This window comes from Photobacterium alginatilyticum (assembly GCF_009910675.1).
GTDB lineage: Bacteria > Pseudomonadota > Gammaproteobacteria > Enterobacterales > Vibrionaceae > Photobacterium > Photobacterium alginatilyticum.
The window spans coordinates 166,569-185,300 of sequence record NZ_RSEJ01000007.1 but is presented as its reverse complement, the minus strand read 5'-3'; the positions used below and the strand labels follow the sequence as shown (position 1 = coordinate 185,300).

Annotated in this window: 14 protein-coding genes; 10 read left to right on the top strand and 4 right to left on the bottom strand. The window is 48.2% G+C overall.

Annotated features, from left to right (window positions below; genetic code table 11):
- Positions 1-11: 11 nt before the first annotated feature.
- Positions 12-1,688: an alpha,alpha-phosphotrehalase gene (treC, locus tag EIZ48_RS08990; RefSeq protein WP_160650264.1), complete on the top strand. Its 1,677-nt coding sequence runs from the start codon at positions 12-14 to the stop codon at positions 1,686-1,688.
- A gap of 32 nt (positions 1,689-1,720) precedes the next feature.
- Entirely contained in the window at positions 1,721-2,347 is a 627-nt protein-coding gene (locus EIZ48_RS08985) for a DUF1349 domain-containing protein (protein ID WP_160650263.1), read from the top strand.
- Positions 2,348-2,441: 94 nt separating this feature from the next.
- Here the strand turns inward: EIZ48_RS08985 and EIZ48_RS08980 are convergent, their stop codons facing one another.
- Positions 2,442-3,080, bottom strand: a complete 639-nt coding sequence (locus EIZ48_RS08980; RefSeq protein ID WP_160650262.1) for a LysE family translocator — start codon at positions 3,078-3,080, stop codon at positions 2,442-2,444.
- A 365-nt stretch (positions 3,081-3,445) separates the two neighbouring features.
- Here EIZ48_RS08980 and EIZ48_RS08975 point away from each other — a divergent pair, with 365 nt between their 5' ends.
- The 5 genes from EIZ48_RS08975 (at position 3,446) to EIZ48_RS08955 (ending at position 13,037) form a co-directional block, all read left to right on the top strand.
- Positions 3,446-4,054, top strand: a complete 609-nt coding sequence (locus EIZ48_RS08975) for a DUF1449 domain-containing protein (RefSeq protein ID WP_160650260.1) — start codon at positions 3,446-3,448, stop codon at positions 4,052-4,054.
- A 101-nt stretch (positions 4,055-4,155) separates the two neighbouring features.
- Entirely contained in the window at positions 4,156-6,249 is a 2,094-nt protein-coding gene (locus tag EIZ48_RS08970; protein WP_160650258.1) for a flotillin family protein, read from the top strand.
- An 83-nt stretch (positions 6,250-6,332) separates the two neighbouring features.
- Positions 6,333-11,264: a DNA repair ATPase gene (locus tag EIZ48_RS08965; RefSeq protein WP_338046909.1), complete on the top strand. Its 4,932-nt coding sequence runs from the start codon at positions 6,333-6,335 to the stop codon at positions 11,262-11,264.
- Entirely contained in the window at positions 11,251-11,952 is a 702-nt protein-coding gene (locus EIZ48_RS08960; RefSeq protein WP_160650256.1) for a phospholipase D-like domain-containing protein, read from the top strand. The genes EIZ48_RS08965 and EIZ48_RS08960 overlap by 14 nt, the downstream gene beginning before the upstream one ends.
- A gap of 8 nt (positions 11,953-11,960) precedes the next feature.
- The gene (locus EIZ48_RS08955) at positions 11,961-13,037 is read left to right on the top strand and encodes a toxic anion resistance protein (protein ID WP_160650254.1); all 1,077 of its coding nucleotides are present in this window, start codon (positions 11,961-11,963) and stop codon (positions 13,035-13,037) included.
- 135 nt (positions 13,038-13,172) lie between these two features.
- On the opposite strand, the gene EIZ48_RS08950 is transcribed toward EIZ48_RS08955, so the two are convergent.
- Positions 13,173-14,615 (bottom strand): dihydrolipoyl dehydrogenase, encoded by a 1,443-nt coding sequence (locus EIZ48_RS08950; protein WP_160650252.1) that lies wholly within the window; start codon positions 14,613-14,615, stop codon positions 13,173-13,175.
- Positions 14,616-14,628: 13 nt separating this feature from the next.
- Positions 14,629-14,928, bottom strand: coding sequence for a glutaredoxin family protein (locus tag EIZ48_RS08945; protein WP_160650250.1), 300 nt, complete (start codon positions 14,926-14,928; stop codon positions 14,629-14,631).
- 125 nt (positions 14,929-15,053) lie between these two features.
- Between EIZ48_RS08945 and EIZ48_RS08940 the strand changes: the two genes are divergently transcribed.
- From EIZ48_RS08940 to EIZ48_RS08930, 3 genes are all read left to right on the top strand, one after another.
- Positions 15,054-15,992, top strand: coding sequence for an AraC family transcriptional regulator (locus EIZ48_RS08940; protein WP_160650249.1), 939 nt, complete (start codon positions 15,054-15,056; stop codon positions 15,990-15,992).
- A gap of 166 nt (positions 15,993-16,158) precedes the next feature.
- On the top strand, positions 16,159-17,055 hold the full coding sequence (locus EIZ48_RS08935; RefSeq protein ID WP_205298580.1) for a helix-turn-helix domain-containing protein: 897 nt from the start codon (positions 16,159-16,161) through the stop codon (positions 17,053-17,055).
- A 118-nt stretch (positions 17,056-17,173) separates the two neighbouring features.
- Positions 17,174-17,872, top strand: a complete 699-nt coding sequence (locus EIZ48_RS08930) for a type 1 glutamine amidotransferase domain-containing protein (RefSeq protein ID WP_160650245.1) — start codon at positions 17,174-17,176, stop codon at positions 17,870-17,872.
- Between the two features lie 64 nt (positions 17,873-17,936).
- Here the strand turns inward: EIZ48_RS08930 and EIZ48_RS08925 are convergent, their stop codons facing one another.
- Positions 17,937-18,611 (bottom strand): fructose-6-phosphate aldolase, encoded by a 675-nt coding sequence (locus EIZ48_RS08925; protein WP_160650243.1) that lies wholly within the window; start codon positions 18,609-18,611, stop codon positions 17,937-17,939.
- Between the last annotated feature and the right edge of the window lie 121 nt (positions 18,612-18,732).

Here is an 18,732-nt window from a genome sequence, read left to right as displayed (position 1 = left end):
GGCTAGACACGATGAAAGAGCAATTTGAATGGTGGCGTACGGCGACTATTTACCAAATCTATCCTAAGAGCTTTTGCGACAGCGGAAGTCAGGGTACGGGTGATATTCAAGGGATTATCTCAAAGCTCGATTATCTGAAAACATTGGGTGTCGACGCGATTTGGTTGACGCCGGTTTACAGCTCGCCAATGATCGATAACGGCTACGACATTTCCGATTATTACAACATCAACTCTGACTTTGGCACCATGGCCGATTTCGACCAGCTGCTAGAGCAAGCCCATCAGCGTGGGATCCGTATCGTAATGGATATCGTGGTCAACCATACCTCGACCGAGCATGCATGGTTCCAGTCGGCACTGGGAGATAAGAACAGCCCTTATCGTGATTACTACATCTGGAAAGATCCGGTTGATGGCGGAGCGCCAACCAACTGGCAGTCCAAGTTCGGCGGTAATGCTTGGGAGCTTGATGAAGCAACGGGCCAGTACTACCTCCACCTGTTTGCCAAAGAGCAGGCTGACCTGAACTGGGAAAACCCGAAAGTGCGCCAGGAAGTGAAAGATGTGATTAGCTTCTGGGCCGAAAAGGGTGTTGATGGTTTCCGCCTGGATGTTATCAACCTAATTTCCAAGCAACAAGATTTTCCGAATGACTGTCTGGGCGACGGTCGCCGTTTCTACACTGATGGTCCTCGGGTGCATGAATACCTGCAGGAGATCAGCGAGGCCGTGTTCCAGAAATACGGTTCGGTCACCGTTGGCGAAATGTCATCCACGACTTTGGAGCATTGCCAGCAATACTCTTCGCTGGACAGTAAAGAGCTGTCGATGGTCTTTAACTTCCACCACCTCAAAGTCGATTACTCGAATGGCGAGAAATGGACCAAGGCACCGTTTGACTTCCTGCAGCTAAAAGAGATTTTTAACCACTGGCAGCAAGGCCTCAATGGCAAAGGCTGGGGAGCACTGTTCTGGTGTAACCACGACCAGCCGCGTGTTGTCAGCCGCCTCGGTGATGATCAGCAATACCGTGTCGAGTCGGCAAAAATGCTGGCGGCGTCTGTCCATATGATGCAGGGCACACCATATGTATATCAGGGTGAAGAAATTGGCATGACCAACCCGGGCTATACATCAATAGAACAGTATCGTGATGTCGAAAGCACCAATATGTACGACATCATGGTGAACGAACATGGCGTAACCGAGCAGGATATGCTGGCTATTCTGGCCCAAAAGTCTCGTGATAATTCTCGTACGCCAATGCAGTGGAACGACAGTCAATATGCTGGTTTCTCAAAGGGGCAACCTTGGCTGGAAGTGGCTGCTAACTATCCTGAAATCAATGCAGAAAAAGCGGTAGTCGATGACAACTCGGTATTCCATTTCTATCGTCGCCTGATTGAGCTGCGTAAGGAAATCGACGTTATTACGACCGGTGACTACACCGATATGATGCCGGAGCACGACAGCATCTTCTGCTACAAGCGGGAATCCGAGTCTCAGGTACTGGTTTGTATCAATAACTATTATGGCGAAGTGGTTGAATGCTTCCTGCCCAAAGCCCTGGAGCTTGAAAAGGGTGAGTACGTGTTGTCCAACTATGCCGGTGTTACCGAGCAAAAACCGACACACTGCTTTGCTCTGCAACCGTATGAAACCCGAGTACTGCTGATCAACCGATAATAACAACGAGCATTGTTGACAGGGATTAGGTAATGAATGCTGAAGCAATGACTTGGCTTAACCAGCCAAAACAATTTTTGGTGGACGGTGGCGAGTTAACAATCGTCACCGAGCCAGAAACGGACTTCTGGCAACGTAGTTATTATGGTTTTCAGAACGAAAATGCCCCGGCGCTGCTGGCCAGCATTGACGAAAACTTCACCCTGTCAGTAAGGGTTCGTTTTGACTATAAAGCCCGGCAGGATCAGGCCGGGCTCGTTATCTACCTCAATAAGGACAATTGGTTTAAGGCATCGATCGAGCATGAAAATCCGCATCTGGCGAGGCTCAGTAGTGTTGTGACCAACTTTGGATATTCAGACTGGTCGGGAACGGATATTGCCTCGACCACTGAAGTCTGGTTCAGGCTCAGCCGTCGGGGACCGGACTTTCTGATTGAATCCTCGTTTGACGGCGAGCACTACAGTCAGATGCGGGTGTTTCATCTTCATTTGCTGGGGGAAACGACTCAGGAAATGGGGCAGGTGGATCCCCCGCCACCCGCCTCGTTGCCTGTTAGCGTCGGTTATTACGCATGCAGCCCGCTCGATTCGAGTTTTGTAGCTCGCTTTGATGAGGTTCAGTTGGGACTATGCAGTTGGACGGCACCCAAGATGTAGCTCAGTGCTTGTTTATATCTAAAGATAGATAAAAAAACACCTCGACCAGATATCTGGCCGAGGTGTTTTGTATATAGGTCAGAGCAGGTTCTGGTTAGGCTGTCGGTAACTGTGACGCCAATAGCCAGATAGCCAGAACAAAGAACACCAGCCCCATAAATTTGTGCTGGTTGGTTCTGAATTTTTCGTTTTTCAGCAAAGGCTGTCCCAGGCTGCCGACCATAGTGACCAGGAACAGGTTAAACAGCAGACCGAGCACGTTCAGTAGCAGTCCAAGTACCAGCATCTGTTCGCCCGAGGAAGCCGAAACCTGGCCCGAGACAAACTGTGGTAGGAAAAGGACAAAGAAGATCAGAGCTTTTGGGTTTAGCAGGTTGCTGATCACGGCACGGCGGTAAAGGGTTTTCGCCAGGCCTGAAGTATGTTCGACATCCGGGGCATCTGCCGGGTTGGTACGCATGCAGTCCCAGCCCATTTTAAGCAGGTAGGCACCACCTAGCAGGCGAAGAGCCTGAAGGGCAATAGGGTTCATGGCGATCAGTGCCGAGACGCCCATTGCGGCAAGAACGGTAAGAACGACACCAGAGGTGGCATTGCCGAGGCTTGCAAATACGCCGACTTTTTTGCCATAGCTCAGGCTAGAGCTGGCGATCAGTAACATATCCGGTCCGGGCATAAGTAATAGGGCGACTACTGCCGTCAGGTATACCGGCAATACGGTGAAATCTATCATTATCAAAGTGCTGTTCAGAAAGAAGGGCTGGATTCTACCTCCAAATTCAGATGAATAGAATAATTGGAGTCAATAAATTGGTCGATATTTCCGCAGTGTGATCGTTTGGTGGTTTTTTGTACTTATTGTGACTGGGTGAATTTTATGCGTTTTAGTCTTTGGCTGTAGGAGATGGTCAACGTTATAGAATGAGTGGTGAAATATTCATCACTTTTCGATTGGTAGTTATTGTTTTTACTTAACTTTGCGAGCTGTGAGCTAAACCGCAAAAATGCCTGTCACAGCCATAATCATCTTGTTGGGGAATGGAGAGTTGCATATTATGTCTTGATAGTTGGGCTGTATCTGTTGAGGTTTGTCTATTAATGTCTGCGTTCATTAATGCCCTGTTGTCCTACCCCGTAGTTGTCTTCTCTGTTCCTTTCTGCCTCTTTTTCGGATTGATGCTCATCGACCTGATCTTTGATTTGTCTGACGGCAGCCTCGGCGATGCAGATGGCGTGGATTTGGATTCGGGCTGGTCAGCCAAGTTAATGCTGCCGCCGATTGTTTCTCAGGTTCCGCTACCTGTGGCACTGACAGTCAGTAGCTTCTTCGCGGTGGTGCTGACGTATTACCTCAATCAATATCTGTTTGGCCTGCTTTCTGGCGCTGTTTTCTACGCAGTGACTGTGCCGGCACTTTTTGTTATCTATTACCTTTCTCTTCATATCTCTGCGTTTGCTCTTAAGCCTCTAGGGCCGGTGTTCAATGCCAAAAATGCATTCGCCAAAATTAACTATGAAGGGATGAGAGCCAGTGTCCGCAGCAACCAGATCTCTGCAGAGCATGGTGAGGTTGTGATCCGCCAGGATGGAAATGAAATTCAGTTAGATGCCTATATTGAGGGAGAGGGTGATATTCACTACGGCGATGAAGTCGTCATCATCTCGAAACACCCGAGCCTGGAAAAATATCTGGTCGCCAAGATTTAGTTTCTTGCCTTTATTTGCTTCTAGCCTACCCATTACACCGTTAGCCTGAATAACAGGCTAGCGGCTTATATTATTTATTAAGTTTACAAAGGAGTTGTCCGATGGTTTTGTCTCCAAGCATGATGTTTATTCTTGCTGGTATTGGAATTGTATTGGTGATCTTGCTATTCCTGACCTCACGCTATCGTAAAGTTCGTAACGAAGGTGAAGCTCTGATCATCAACGGCGTTGATCGTACCCGTGCCTCTCTGACTGGTACGTTCGTCTGGCCGGTCGTTAACCGTGCGGAATATATGGACATCACCCGTAAGAAGATTTCGGTGGTCCGCAGCGGTCGCAAAGATCAGGAAGGTGAAGAATACGAAGGCCTGCATTGTAAAGACAACATTCGTGCTGACTTAAAAGTCGATTTCTATATTGGTGTTAACCACGAAGAAGATGACATTATTCGTGTCGCCAAGCTATTTACCACCATCGGTGCATCAAACCCGGAGCGCCTGAAAGAACACTTCCAGCCGAAATTCTCCGAAGCATTGAAGACAGCTGTTAAGCAATTTGGATTCGAAGAACTGCTGACGAACCGCCGTGCGTTCCGTGATGCCGTAGTAACGGTGATCGGCAGCGAGATGGATGGCTTCAAGATTTACGATGTGGTTATCGACAAGGTCGATCAAACTGCGCTGGAAGCACACGATCCTAACAACATTTTGGATGTTGAAGGGATCCGCAAGATCTCCTCGATTACTTCGGTGAAAAACACTGAAACCAATGCGATCCGTCAGGATGAGCAAACCTCGATCAAGAAGAAAAATGTCGAAGCAGAAGCTAACCGTCTGCAACTCGACAAGCAGGAAAAAGAAAGTATTGCCCGCACCCAGCGTGAGGTCGATATTATCAAGGCACAAGAGCAGGCACTGGCGGAAGAAAAGCGTCAGGAGTACGAGCGTATTACTCGCCTGGCTCAGCTAGAGACCGAAGAAGAAGTCTCGAAGAGGAGAGAGTCGGTCGAGATGGAAGTCGAGATGACTCGTATTGCCAACCAGCGTCAGGTAGCCATTCAGCAAGAAGAGTTGAGCCGCGCAGTGGAAACGGAAAAAGTTCGTACTGCAACCGAAGTGGCGCAGAAAGAGATGGACAAAGAAACAACCGTCGAAGAAGCCTTGAAGTCGGTCGCGGAAACCCGTTCCCAGCGTGTTGAAATCGAGCGTAAGATTGCCCGTGAGGAAGAAGAGACCGAGAACTTGCGTGCAACCGAGCAGGTTAATCGTCAGAAGAAAGTCCGTATGGTTGAAGCCGAGGCAGAAGCGGAAGCCAAGCAGCTTGAATTGCTGGTGGCGGCGAAAGCCGAGAAAGAAGCAGCCAAAGAACAAGCCGACAAGTTATTAATTGAAAACGAAGCGGAAATTAAGATCCGTACCCGTGATGCCGAAAATGAGCTGGCTGTGAAGACACGCATTGCCGAAGCCGAGTATGCCGTACAGACCAAGCAGGCAGAAGCGGAATTTGTTAAGCAGGATCGTGAAGCGGCTGCGAAAGAGCGTATGGCGCAGGCTGAGAAAGAGCAGATCAGTGCCACAGGTATGGCTGAGGTTGAAGTTGAACGTGAACGCGCTATAGCGATTAAGGAAACAGGTGAAGCCGAAGCCTTTGCACTGCAATCTGCCGGTGAGGCGGAAGCAGAAGCACTGCGTGCGAAAGGTTTGGCAGAAGCCGAAGCCCAGACCGCGCGCTTCGAGGCGGCTCGTCAATATGACGACCAGACGCGTGAGCACGACAAGTGGGTGATGCAGCTTCAGCAGCAGAAAGATCTGGAAATTGCCCGCATTACTGCCCAGCAGGAAGTGTCGTCTGAAAGTGCGAAAGCGCTGGCTCAGGCATTGGCAGCAGCGGATATTAAGCTGTTCGGCGGTGAAGGTATGGAGCAGATTCGCCGTACGGTGATCGATTCGGCTGCACTGGATAATCGCTTCAGCGAGTCTGAGGTCTTGTCGCCGCTAGTCAGCGAGTACATGAACGGTAATCGCAGCCTGCCGCAGGATCTGAAAGATATTCTTGAAAACACTGAACTCAAATCTAACGATATCAGCAATATCGCCATTGCGAATCTGCTGAATTCGGCCAACAGCCCGGCTGACTTGCTATCGACCCTGAAAGAAAAGTTATCAGCTAAAACAGATAGCTCGCTTGATAGTTAACTGACAGGCAACCCCCTAGGACTTGAGGCTTGAGGCTTGAGGCTTGAGGCTTGAGGCCTGAGGGGGTTCAAGGATTGAGTAAAGTGACAGAAACAACGACTGATAGTGCAATTGATAAAGCAGTTGGCGAGGCTGGGGCCTATGAGGTTCTTAAATCCCGGCTCTCCCAACAAGGTGATGCATTAAAATCTCTGGCGCAGACATTTAACCAAAAGCGTCAGGAAACTTTTGGCGGCAGTGAGTTCTCGCTAACCGGCAAAGCCAATGTTCAGACCGATAGCCGAAGTATTCCGGTCGATATGGCCCAGGTAAACGGCCAGTTGCTGTTCGGCTATCAGGTATTCATGGGGCTCAAAACAGCGCCTGCACTGAATGATGTCTTCGGCCTGTATACCCTGTCTGAAAATGACGGCACATTCCGAATGGACCCGGTAGGGTTGGAAGATTCATTCCTCAGCGATCCCCAGTTCAGCCACGAATTTACCGAGCTCTTTACCTACTACAAAGATGCTCGCCTGTCGCAAATCTCCCGTCAGGAAAATATTCTGTATCTGGCGTTCCAAATCGGGATGCGGGCGGAAGATCGTAAAGTGTTCCGGTTTGAAATCGGCAAGGACTCGGTGCGATATCTCGATGCTCAGGGTCAGCGAGCACTCGCTTCAGCCCAGCAGCATGACTTTGAATGGGTGATGACAACCCGCGACGATCACATCAGCGGCGAACACCCGCATGTGTCGATTAAAGATCGCCTGTTTGTCGAATGTGTTGGCGGCGACCTGACCATCAAGGTCGAAAATAATACCGAAGAAGGACAGGGGATCTACGACGAACCGGTTGATGATGCCTATCAGACCATCGCCGATGCCGAAATCGCCTATGCTGAACTCGGCGATTTGATCTTGCTGAAAATGCTGCCGAATCGGGAAAAAGAGTATCGCTATTTCATTTATAACTCGCTGAACCTGCAAGTTGTCAGGGCGGATGCCATCGGTGTCAGTGCCAAGGCTCTGCCGGAAAATCACGGTATTTTATATTCTCACGGTTATGTACTGGCTAACGGTGAGAGCAAGAGCTTCGAGGAATCATGGCAAGAACTGCATTTCTTCAAGCAGGTCACCTCGCCGAATGGCGAAGATATTCTCTATTTCTTCTTTGATGTCGAGAAAGGCTCCTACGTTATCTACACCTATAACCTGATTGAGAAGGCATTTTCCGCGCCGATGCACAGCCATGGTTATAGTGTGTATCCCGATGGTCGCATGCTGATGTTCCGGGTATCCGAGAATGCCGAGGCTTCGACTATCCACCCGCTGCGGATCTGGCAGACGCCGTTCACCGACATTGAAAACTACACTCAGACAAACAGGGAAGGGGCAGACCCGTTCCTGGTCAACCTGGGTAACGCCGAGTTAGTCCGGGCGCTTTCGTCGCTGCTGTCTATCTGTCAGCTGGCGCAAAGCGAAGAAGTAAGCCAAACAGCCTATGAAGCGCTGCTTAAAACCTGTCAGACAACTCTGGATACCTATGACTGGCTAAGCAATGCCACGGCCATTGGGCTGGGGGATGCTGTCAGTCAGCTAATGGCGACGGCTGATCTGATCATTGATGAGTTTGCTAAAGTCCGCCAGCTCCAGCAGCATGCTGAAACCGCAATGGCCCGGCAGCAGGAAATAGTGACTGAGCTGGTGGGTAGCCTGAAACTGGCGCCCCGCGATGAAGCCAATACTCTGCTGGACTTGCTCGCTCAGCTTAAGGCGGAAGTGGGCAATGTGATGGCACTGCGGGAACACCGTTATATGCCAGAAGATCAGGTGGTTGAGCTACAGGAGCAGCTTGATCATCACAGGCAGGATCTCAACAAGGTATTGCTGGATCTGCTACAAGATGAAAAAGCCTACCTTCCGTATAAGCAAGATATCGCTTCAATTGATGATCAGCTGTTAACTTCCGAGAAAACCACTGAGCTGGCAGCATTGCAGGAGCGTGTCGATCGCGTCCGCAATAATCTGGCATTGGTAACGGAAGAGGTTGCTGATATCGAAACCGACGATCCGACGCAGTCTACCCGGATCCTCGACCTGACAACGGAAGTGACTGCTAAGCTGAATGCAACGTCGGCCCGCCTCAAGCAAAAACATCAGGCGCTGCGTGGTGGCGAGGCGAAAGCCGAGTTCAGCTCTCAGTTCAAGCTGTTGGCTCAGTCCGTCAACAGTGCAATGGAGCAGGCACAAACTCCAGAGCAGTGCGATGAGCAGCTGGCGAAACTGATTGGCCAGCTGGAAAAACTGGAATCACGATTTGCTGATTTTGATGAGTTTTTGGCTGAAATCTACGCTAAACGCGATGAAATTCAGTCAACACTGGAAGGCCACAAGCAACAGCTGATCACTGCGCAGCAGCGCCGGGTACAGAACCTGGATCAGGCGGCGGATGTCACGTTCAAAAGCATCGAAAAGCGGGTGGCCCGGTTTGAAGATGTCGCGGCACTTAATAGCTTCTTTGCAACAGACAACATGGTTCAGAAGCTGCACCAGTTGTCCCAGTCTATTCGAGATCTTGGTGATAGTGTTAAAGCCGATACGATTGATAGTCGCCTCAAGGCGGCACAGGATCAGGCGCTTCGCTCACTTCGCGATAACCAGGACATTTTCGAGCAGGGCGGGAAAGTACTGCGCCTTGGCAAGCATCGATTTAGCGTCAACCAACAGGCACTGGATCTTAGTTTGGTTGAACACGATAGCGCGTTGAGCTTGCATATCTCTGGTACTGACTACTATGAACCGGTTACCAACCAGGAGTTTCTGGATCTACAGTCGATGGCCAAACTGGATGTGGCTTCAGAGACCGACAATGTCTACCGTGCAGAATATCTTGCCTACAGCGTACTCAAGTCAGCACAGCAACAGCAAGAAAACCTGACGGTAGAAGAGCTGCTTAAGGCGCTCAAAGACAACACCTTGCTCAAGCTTATCCAGAGCTATGCCGCGCCTCGTTACCGTGAAGGTTACGTCAAAGGTGTACATGACCATGACGCCGAGAAGATTTTGCAGGCTGTGCTGCCATGCTATGAGCAGGCAGGATTACTGCGTTTTGATCAGGCCTCAAGAGCCAATGCATTGCTCTGGCTGGTGGAGACGACTGCCGAAGATATTGAGCAGTGGCGCAAGCAGGCCCGTAATGCCTTGTTGATGAAACAGCACCTTTCATCAGTGACTGCTTTCGATGCCCTCAAAGAGGCACTGATTAAAGAATTGCCGCAATATATGCCGTGCTATCTTCAGCGCAGTGCCGATTATGCCACCCGTCTGCTGGGGCAAGATTCGCTGCAGGTTGACGTAAGCCGTGATGCCATTGAGCTGTGTGATGTCTACCTGGCATTTCGCCGGAGTTTGGGCTGGTTACCTGAATCATCATCCGATGTATCGGAATTTGCCGATCATCTGCAGTGGTTAACTGCCTATAGTGAGCACCAGAACCAAGGGCAGGCATTTGTCACCGAGGCGGCGGCGTTAGCAACAATTCGCGATAATAGCCGTGTAATGTTAAGTCCGGTCGATTTCTCATTGCAGCTCAACGTCACTGACTTGCTGGGTGAGCATCAGCGAGTGCAAGAAGGCACACTGACGATTACCTTGGATGAGTTCCTTCAGCGCTGTCAGCATCATGATAGCCACACCATTCCGCAATATGATGCCTACCTGAAGCAGCGTGCAGCCTTGCTGGAACAGGCCAAGCACACTATTCGTCTGGGCGAGTTCAAGCCACGTCCTCTGACGTCATTTGTCCGCAACAAGCTGATCAGTGACAGTTACTTGCCGCTAATTGGCGACAACCTGGCAAAACAGATGGGGGCAATGGGAGACAACAAGCGAACCGATTTAATGGGGATGCTATTGCTGATCTCGCCACCGGGTTACGGTAAAACAACGCTGATCGAGTACGTTGCCCATAAACTCGGGCTGGTATTTATGAAGATCAATGGCCCTTCAATTGGCCATGAGGTCACTTCGCTCGATCCTCAGGATGCGCCGGATCAGAATGCGGCTCGTGAGGTCGAGAAGATCAACTTGGCATTCGAGATGGGTAACAATGTTTTGCTGTATCTCGATGATATTCAGCACACCAACCCAGAGTTCCTGCAGAAGTTTATTTCGCTGTGTGACGGTACACGACGCGTAGAAGGTAGCTGGAAAGGCGAAACCAAAACCTACGATATGCGCGGCAAGAAGTTTGCGGTTGTGATGGCCGGTAACCCGTATACCGAATCGGGTGATGTCTTCAAAATCCCTGATATGCTGGCTAACCGTGCCGATATCTACAACTTGGGTGACATGCTCTCTGATCAGAAAGCGGCCTTCGAGCTGTCCTTTATTGAGAACTCGCTGACTTCAAACTCGATACTGGCGCCGCTGGCGACAAGAGATTTGAATGATCTGTACAGCATGATCGAGATGGCGAGAGGGGAAAACATTGCCCTGAGTGATCTTAGCCATCCGTACTCGTCGACCGAGGCTAACGAGATAGTTGCCACTCTCGATAAGCTACTGAAAGTGCAGCAAACTGTACTGAAAGTGAATCAGCAGTACATTGCTTCTGCTGCGATGGCGGATGAATACCGGGTAGAACCACCGTTCAAGCTTCAGGGTTCTTACCGGAACATGAACAAGCTGGGTGAAAAGATCTCGCCGGTGATGACCGATGAAGAACTTCAAACCCTGCTTCAGGATCACTATCAGGGTGAAGCCCAGACGTTAACCGCCGGAACAGAAGAGAACCTGCTTAAGCTGGCGGAACTTCGTGGGGATATGACCGACGAGCAGCAACAACGCTGGCAGAGTATTAAAGATGGTTACCACCGCCGCCAGCAGATGGGTGACTCGGATGATCGCGCCGGACAGATGGTGCAGCAGATGGTGGCGTTGAACCAGAGTGTCACCAAAGTGGCACAGTCGCTACTGCAAGAGCAACATTCATCGAATCGTTCGAACAAGGAGGCCAACGGTGACGAAGTTTGATATCCAGACTCTGCTGATTGAGAGTTTTGAAGACTACAAGCTAGATAACACGGAGCGCCGTGCGTTGGCCGATAAGCTGGCAACGGCCGAACTTAAGGCGGATGACTTATCGTATTTGCGTAACCAGAGCTTTAGCTTGGTGCAGCAAATCATTCGTGAGTCTGGTGATGCCCAGCAGGCGCTGAAGTGGCTAGAGCAGGTGATCAAGCAGCTGGACAAGGCGCGCGGTGGTGATGGCGAGGTGTTGGCTGAGTCTTGGTTCTCACCGGGCAATAGCTGTGTGAATGGTATTCGCCATCAGTTAAAACGGGCTGCGAAATCGGTTGATATCTGTGTATTTACTATCGCCGATGATGACCTGACTGAGGCTATCTTAGCGACCCATAAGCGTGGTGTTAAGGTACGGATCATTACTGATAACGACAAAATTAACGATGTTGGCAGTGATATCGACTATCTTGCCCGTCAGGGTATCGAGATAAAACTCGATAATACCAGCTACCATATGCATCATAAATTTGCCTTGTTTGACGAAGAACGTTTGATTAACGGCAGTTTTAACTGGACGCGTAGTGCTTCGAAGTATAACTCCGAAGATATCACACTGACTGATGATAGCCGTCATGTTCAGGCTTTTAGTCGCCATTTCGAGCAACTTTGGCACTATTTCCCTAACTATAGTCACTAAGGAATGTTATGACTCAAGAATTATCCAGTGCAATCGAATTGCGGTTAAGTGGCACGGAACAGCAGCAGGCTGCTGATTTGGCCGAGCAGCTTAATCCGTTTGATACAGTCTCTACCTTGGTGTTCGGGAAAGAGGCGTTACAAAGTATCACCACATTTTCTGATCGGGTACTGGCAGATGTCAGGGCGAAGGATACTGGTGACGCCGGAGATATCCTTCATGCCATGGTTACCAACATGAGCAGCTCGCAGTTTGATGATCTGGGCAAAGAGAGTTTCTTGTCCCGTTTGCCGCTAATCGGTGAGCTGTTCCAGTCGTTCGGCAAGTTTGTTAAAGGCTTCGATACCGTTAAAGAGCAGCTTGAAGAGTTGGCAAAGCGGCTTGAAGCACAGGAAACCAAGCTGGCGAATGATATCCAGCAGCTTGATGGCCTGTATGACGAAAACCTAGGCTTGTTGCAGCAGCTCGATATCTATATCTATGCCGGCAATATCCGTCTCGATAAGCTGAAAAACCAGGAATTGGTTGAGCTAAAAGAAAAGGCTGATGCCAGTAACGATGCACTAGACGGTCAGGCCTATCGTGATGCCCTGCAGGCAATGACGCGTCTCGAAAAGCGGGTTCACAACCTTAGCTTGGCTCGAATGGCTGCGATTCAGACTGCACCGCAAATTCGTCTGTCGCAGGAAGGCAACAAAATGTTGATGGAAGATATTCAGGATATCATTCACAACACCTTGCCGTTGTGGAAGCGTCAGTTCCTGATTGCGATCTCTAACTTCGAGAAAGAGAAGGCACTGAAAGTTACCCGCACGGTGAAGGACTACACCAACAAGCAGTATGTCCGAAACGCCGAGAAGCTAAAGGCTCTGGAAGAGCAGATCTCCGAAAACTACCAGCGTGGTATTTTGGATATCGAATCGCTGCAAACCGTTAATCAGCTCACCATCGACACCCTGAAAAATACCCTAGGTCATGTCAAAGAAGGCCGAATCAAGCGTCAGCAGGCAGGTAAGGCATTGGCCCAAGCCGAGCAAGATTTGAAATTTGCCCTGCAAGATACGTTCGAGGAAATGCCGGGGTAGGTGCTCTCTTATAACAAAGCCGCGAAGTATCGCGGCTTTGTTACAAAACTTGCTTGATAATAGGCTAGTTGTTTTACCTGTAATAAATGTCCTTTTCTGTGTTATAGCTTATCGTTTAAAAAAGCTAGCTCATACTTAGGCTCCCGGACCACAATCAAGACAACCTTTAATCATTTTTGGACCAAGGTGCAGTTTCGCATTGAGATCTCTGAGCGCTGTACGCAGTCCCTCTTCGATCACAGGATGATAAAAAGGCATCTCCAGCATTTTGCTAATGGTCAGCCGTTGTTGAAGCGCCCAGGCAAGTAAGTGACCGATATGCTCTGCCGCAGGGCCAAACATTTCTGCCCCAAGAAATAGCCCCGAGCCTTGTTCGGCATAGACTTTCAATATCCCTTTGTTCTTTCTCATTACCCGGCTTCGCCCTTGTCCTTCGAAATTGACTTCACCAACGGCATAGCATCCAGCACAGCGTGTTTCCAACTCTGGCAGGCTCAGGCCGATGTTGGCAATTTGCGGTTCAGTGAACACGATCCCGAGAGGAGCCCGACGTAGTCCTGCACGCACATCCGGATAGCGACCAGCATTGCTTCCAGCAATTCGTCCCTCATCAGCAGCTTCATGTAAGAGTGTAAGTTCGTTATTTACGTCTCCGGCAATGAAAATATGATCAGGGGTTGTTTGCATTGTGTAATGATCAAATACAGGTCCGCCCCGCTTATCCAGTTGCACTGTAGTATTCTCAAGCCCTAGTTTATCCACATTAGGTTTGCGCCCGGTCGCAGCTAACAGATAGGAAAATACCTCCGTGGTATCTTTTCCTGACCGATCCTGATACGTCACTTCAACCCCATCATTGACTTTTCGAATAGTACTAACTTGTGCATCGACATCTAAGTAGAACTCTTCGTTGAAAGCTTTTTCAGCGTAAGTTTTAATTTCAGGATCTCGGAGAGTAGCAATGGCGCCGCCCAAACCAAATACTTTAACCTTAACCCCCAGCCGGCTTAAAGCCTGTCCTAGTTCCAAGCCAATCACCCCCGGACCAAAAACGACAATAGACTCAGGAAGATCACTTAACTCGAAGAGGTTGTCATTAGTCAGTAAGCGATTACCCGCCTCAGCAAATATTGGAGGATAGACAGGGCTTGAGCCTGTCGCTATTACTATACGTTTAGCTGTAATTTCGATGTGATTGTCGATGATTAGAGTATGATCATCTTTAAATCTCGCATATCCTTTAATTTTATGTTCGGGTTTGAATTCCTCGATAGCTTCTTGGACAAATCCAACAAAACGATTACGTTCACTTTGTACCCGGTTCATAACGGCTTTACCATCAATGTGAACATCTTCAACAGTTACACCAAAAGGTTGGGTATGTCGGGCATGGTGCGCGGCTTCAGCGGCAGCAATCAGTAATTTACTTGGCATACAACCTACCCTGGCACAAGTGGTGCCATACTCACCGCCTTCGATAAGTACCAGGCTATCAGTATATTCTCGAGCGGCCCGATAGGCCCCCATTCCAGATGTACCAGAACCTATAATAGCAACGTCAACGTGTCTTGTTTTCATGATAGCGATCCTGTTAATTATTTGATTCAGCCTGTTTTTCTAATTGCGCATCATAACTACGCAGGAAATGAATAATATCGGTCGACTCATAAAGCCACACATGTTGACCGTTTTCTTTTTCAATGCGAAGACAAGGTACCTGTGGTTTTCCACCACCGTTGATCAAATCCGAGCGGTTCTGTGGTTGTAATCGTATGTCTCGATACTCGATATTGAGCTTGGTTTGTTTAATAGCCTTTCTAGTGGCGGCACAAAAAGGGCAGCCCTGGTAGTGATATAACGAAAGAGCTTTGATGTTATTTGATTTAATCATGCTGAAGTCTCCGTTCCTCTTTATGTTCGTTGAGTATGATTATCCCGATCCATATCGAACAAAATATGCTGTAATGTTGGTATAAATTGTCTTTTTGACCAGCAGTCAAGCTAGCAGGAGATTAAATGGAGAATTCAGCCAATATGGATGCATTAGCTGATGTCTTGAAAGCAGTTCGCCTCAGTGCCAACACTTATTTTTGTACAGACTTTAACGCTCCTTGGGGAATGGAAATTGAAGAAAGTAAACAGGGAGTTTTTCATGTTGTGGTTGAAGGGGCGTGCTGGTTAAAGCTCGCGAAGGCTGATGAGCCCATACAATTAGATACAGGTGATATTGTTGCCTTTCCCACGGGTGGTGCTCATTGGATAAGTGATACACCCAATAGCCCTAAACTGCCTGGTTCTAATGTTGTTGAGAATATCCTCAATGGTAACAACCCATTCCAGCTCAAAGAAGAGGAAGCACACAGTAGCAATACCTTGCTGTGTGGTTCTTTTCGTTACGATTCTTCAATGGATCATCCCTTTGTGAAAGATCTTCCTTGTTTTATTCATATCAGTGCATCTGAATCCCCGGAGAATAATTGGTTAAAATCTCTGGTAACGGTACTTGCGGCGGAGTCTCGCCAGTCGTCGCCAGGCTCAACCGTCATGGTTGACCGTCTGACCGAGGTTCTGTTTATCCAGCTTATGCGAGCTTACATAAAGAGTGCACCGAATAATATGGGATATATTGCGGCACTGGCAGACCATCAAATAGGCTCCGCACTGAACTTGATCCATTCGGAATCCAAGGCCTATTGGAGCGTTGAACGGCTTAGTGAGGCAGTTGCCCTATCAAGAACAGCATTTACATTGAAATTTTCAAAGATGGTCGGTATGCCTCCCAAGACATATCTAATCAACTGGCGCATGCAAAGAGCCAAAGCACAACTTGAAACTAGTAATATGCCCATGATTAATGTTGCTGAAAACGCAGGGTACTCGTCTGAGGCTGCCTTTAGTAAAGCATTTAAGCTTTTTTTTGAACAGCCGCCAGGCCAGGTGCGTCGTAATGCTTAGATAAAGGCTTATTTGCTGAAAGTCATAATTAACGAACGCCTCACTTTATACAAAAGTTAAGTATGATGTGATGTCGAAACATCACGTCCTTATTGAGCCAGTAAATCGCTGTGTTAGTCTATCTGCGGATTAAAGCAACGTTGTTGAACACGCTGAAATGAAGAATATGATCATTCGTTCGAAGTCGATATCAGAACTGCACGAAGGCATGGGGCTGGGCAAACCTGCTCATCCTCTCATTACGATAGTGGATACAGAAAATCTATCGTACGGAGAAGAATTAATTGGCATGAAGTTCACGTCTGACATGTACTGTATCGCTTTGAAAGATAAAGGTTGCGGTATTGACTATGGGCGCAATGCTTATGATTCGGATAATGGGACTTTGATTTTTACGGCTCCGGATCAGGTGTTTAAAGTCGCCAAAGCTCAGAAGCTGAATGAAGTAAAAGGGTGGATGCTTTATTTTCATCCGGATCTTATCCAAAAGAGCGCATTAGCTCGGAAGATTGATCAGTACACCTTCTTTGATTATGCCGTCCATGAAGCCTTGTACCTGACAGAGCAGGAACAACAAACGCTGAATCAGATCGTCAATTTGATCAGGCATGAGCTTAATGGTGATACTGACGAGCATAGTCAGCAAGTTCTCGTTTCTTACATCGAGCTCATGCTTAACTACTGCGCGAGATACTATGAGCGGCAGTTGACGACGCGTTCTGTCCAGAACCTTGATATCATTTCCCGAATAGAGACGCTTCTAAAGGATTACTACCAGAATAACGATCTGATTGAATCCGGTCAGCCGACCATTCAATACCTGGCAAGCAGGTGTTACTTGTCACCAAATTACTTGAGCAGCTTATTATCCAAGGAAACGGGCCGCTCGGCTAAAGACCATATCAATGACTTCCTAGTAGAAAAAGCGAAACACCTGTTATTAAGCTCTAATGACTCGGTGAGTTCAATCGCTTACTCTCTTGGCTTTAATTATCCTCATTACTTTGCGAGAGTTTTCAAGCAGAAAACCGGCAAAACGCCACAAGAATACCGCCAGATTTAGGAAGCTTATTGCTACTATCAAACGTTCCTACGATTTGTGTTTAACCTTCCTCTATTCGTGTTAAAGCATGAGCCAAACAGTTGGTATATTTTGCTTATCAGGAATATAGGAAAAGAAAATGAAAAACTATAAGGCACTCGTCGTCGTTACTAATCATTCCAGTTTCGAGAACTCTAAGGCAGAGCCAACCGGACTTTGGCTATCAGAATTGACCCACTTTTATGATGAACTCGATAAAGAGGGGATTCATATTGATATCGTCAGCCCTAAAGGGGGAAAAGTGCCAATTGACGGCAGAAGCCTGGGGCGTTTTACCTTAGATAAGGCGACCAAAAAGCGTTATGAAGACCGCGAGTTCATGGCGTTATTAGAAGATACAAAACCACTTTCAAGTGTCGACTGGCGAGATTTCGACATTCTGTATTTTGCCGGTGGGCATGGTGCGATGTGGGACTTTTCTGGTAACGGTGAGCTCCACACGCTGACGCGTAAAATGTATGAAGACGGTAAAATTGTTTCGGCTGTATGTCATGGTGTCGCCGCTTTACAAAACGTCCGTCTGAGTAATGGTGATTATCTGATTAAGGGCAGAAAGGGAACGGGGTTCCCATATTTTGACGAGGCCATTGCAGGAGTGAAAAGCCTTGTACCTTATAACCTTGAGAAGACTCTGAAAGACAGAGGAATGGTATATAGTAAGGCGCTATTTCCTCTCATGGGTCATGCTGTCGTAGATGGGCGGCTGATCACCGGGCAAAACCCAAACTCCACGACGAAAACAGCAAAAGCGGTGTTGCAGGTAATGGATAACTCATAGCCGCAACAAAAGCCGCGACTATTTGATTGTATCTATCGCGGCTTTATCTCAGCCTAATCCTCAATTAACTTTCAAATGAAAGTTTATCTCCAAACGCACCTTTCCAGTCTTGATCAAACTGATCAACCGCTGGTTGTACTGCCGGGTGGGTGAACATCTGAGCGGCAACATCAACAGGCAGTGTGATGGCCTCGATACCCAGCTTCATCACTTCCATCGCTTGCTGGGTATTCTTAAAACTTGCGGCCAGGATCTTGGCCGGTAACTGGTTCTGATCAAGCAGCAGTTGAAGATCGGCAACCACTTCCACACCATTGCCATTCATGGCATCAATGCGGTTTACATACGGGGCGAGGTAGTCAGCGTCGCAAAGTGCCGCCAGAAAACCTTGCTGCGCGGAGTAAATTGCTGTGGCTAGTACTTGAATATCTTCTTTTTTCATCAGCTTAATAGCGGCAAGGCCGACTTCTGTTGCAGGCACTTTTACCACCATGTCATATGGCATTTCATTGAGTTGGCGTGCTTCTTCAACCATTCCCTCTACATCGGTACTGATCACCTGGGCGTGAAACCTTGGTGTGGTGCTTATTGCTTCACTCATTCCTTTTAGGGTTTCGTTAAGCCCTTGCTTCGACTTGGCCAGAATGCTCGGGTTGGTCGTTACCCCTTTCAGTGGCAGGCAGCTATCAAAACGCTTTACTTCTTCAATGTCGGCAGTGTCTAGGTAGAGTTCGATCATGGGTATAGGTCTCGTTTCAGTTGATAGACAAACTATAGATCCCGCTAGTTGTTTAGATCTTGATTAAGATCAATTGAACTTTCATTTGAAAGTATAATAATTTCATTTAATGAAGGTGTCG

Coding starts and splice junctions, on each gene's coding strand:
- EIZ48_RS08955 (WP_160650254.1), top strand. CDS start 11,961: ATGACTCAAGAATTATCCAGTGCAATCGAATTGCGGTTAAGTGGCACG.
- EIZ48_RS08985 (WP_160650263.1), top strand. CDS start 1,721: ATGAATGCTGAAGCAATGACTTGGCTTAACCAGCCAAAACAATTTTTG.
- EIZ48_RS08925 (WP_160650243.1), bottom strand. CDS start 18,611: ATGATCGAACTCTACCTAGACACTGCCGACATTGAAGAAGTAAAGCGT.
- EIZ48_RS08930 (WP_160650245.1), top strand. CDS start 17,174: ATGAAAAACTATAAGGCACTCGTCGTCGTTACTAATCATTCCAGTTTC.
- EIZ48_RS08950 (WP_160650252.1), bottom strand. CDS start 14,615: ATGAAAACAAGACACGTTGACGTTGCTATTATAGGTTCTGGTACATCT.
- EIZ48_RS08970 (WP_160650258.1), top strand. CDS start 4,156: ATGGTTTTGTCTCCAAGCATGATGTTTATTCTTGCTGGTATTGGAATT.
- EIZ48_RS08935 (WP_205298580.1), top strand. CDS start 16,159: ATGATCATTCGTTCGAAGTCGATATCAGAACTGCACGAAGGCATGGGG.
- EIZ48_RS08945 (WP_160650250.1), bottom strand. CDS start 14,928: ATGATTAAATCAAATAACATCAAAGCTCTTTCGTTATATCACTACCAG.
- treC (WP_160650264.1), top strand. CDS start 12: ATGAAAGAGCAATTTGAATGGTGGCGTACGGCGACTATTTACCAAATC.
- EIZ48_RS08975 (WP_160650260.1), top strand. CDS start 3,446: ATGTCTGCGTTCATTAATGCCCTGTTGTCCTACCCCGTAGTTGTCTTC.
- EIZ48_RS08940 (WP_160650249.1), top strand. CDS start 15,054: ATGGAGAATTCAGCCAATATGGATGCATTAGCTGATGTCTTGAAAGCA.
- EIZ48_RS08980 (WP_160650262.1), bottom strand. CDS start 3,080: ATGATAGATTTCACCGTATTGCCGGTATACCTGACGGCAGTAGTCGCC.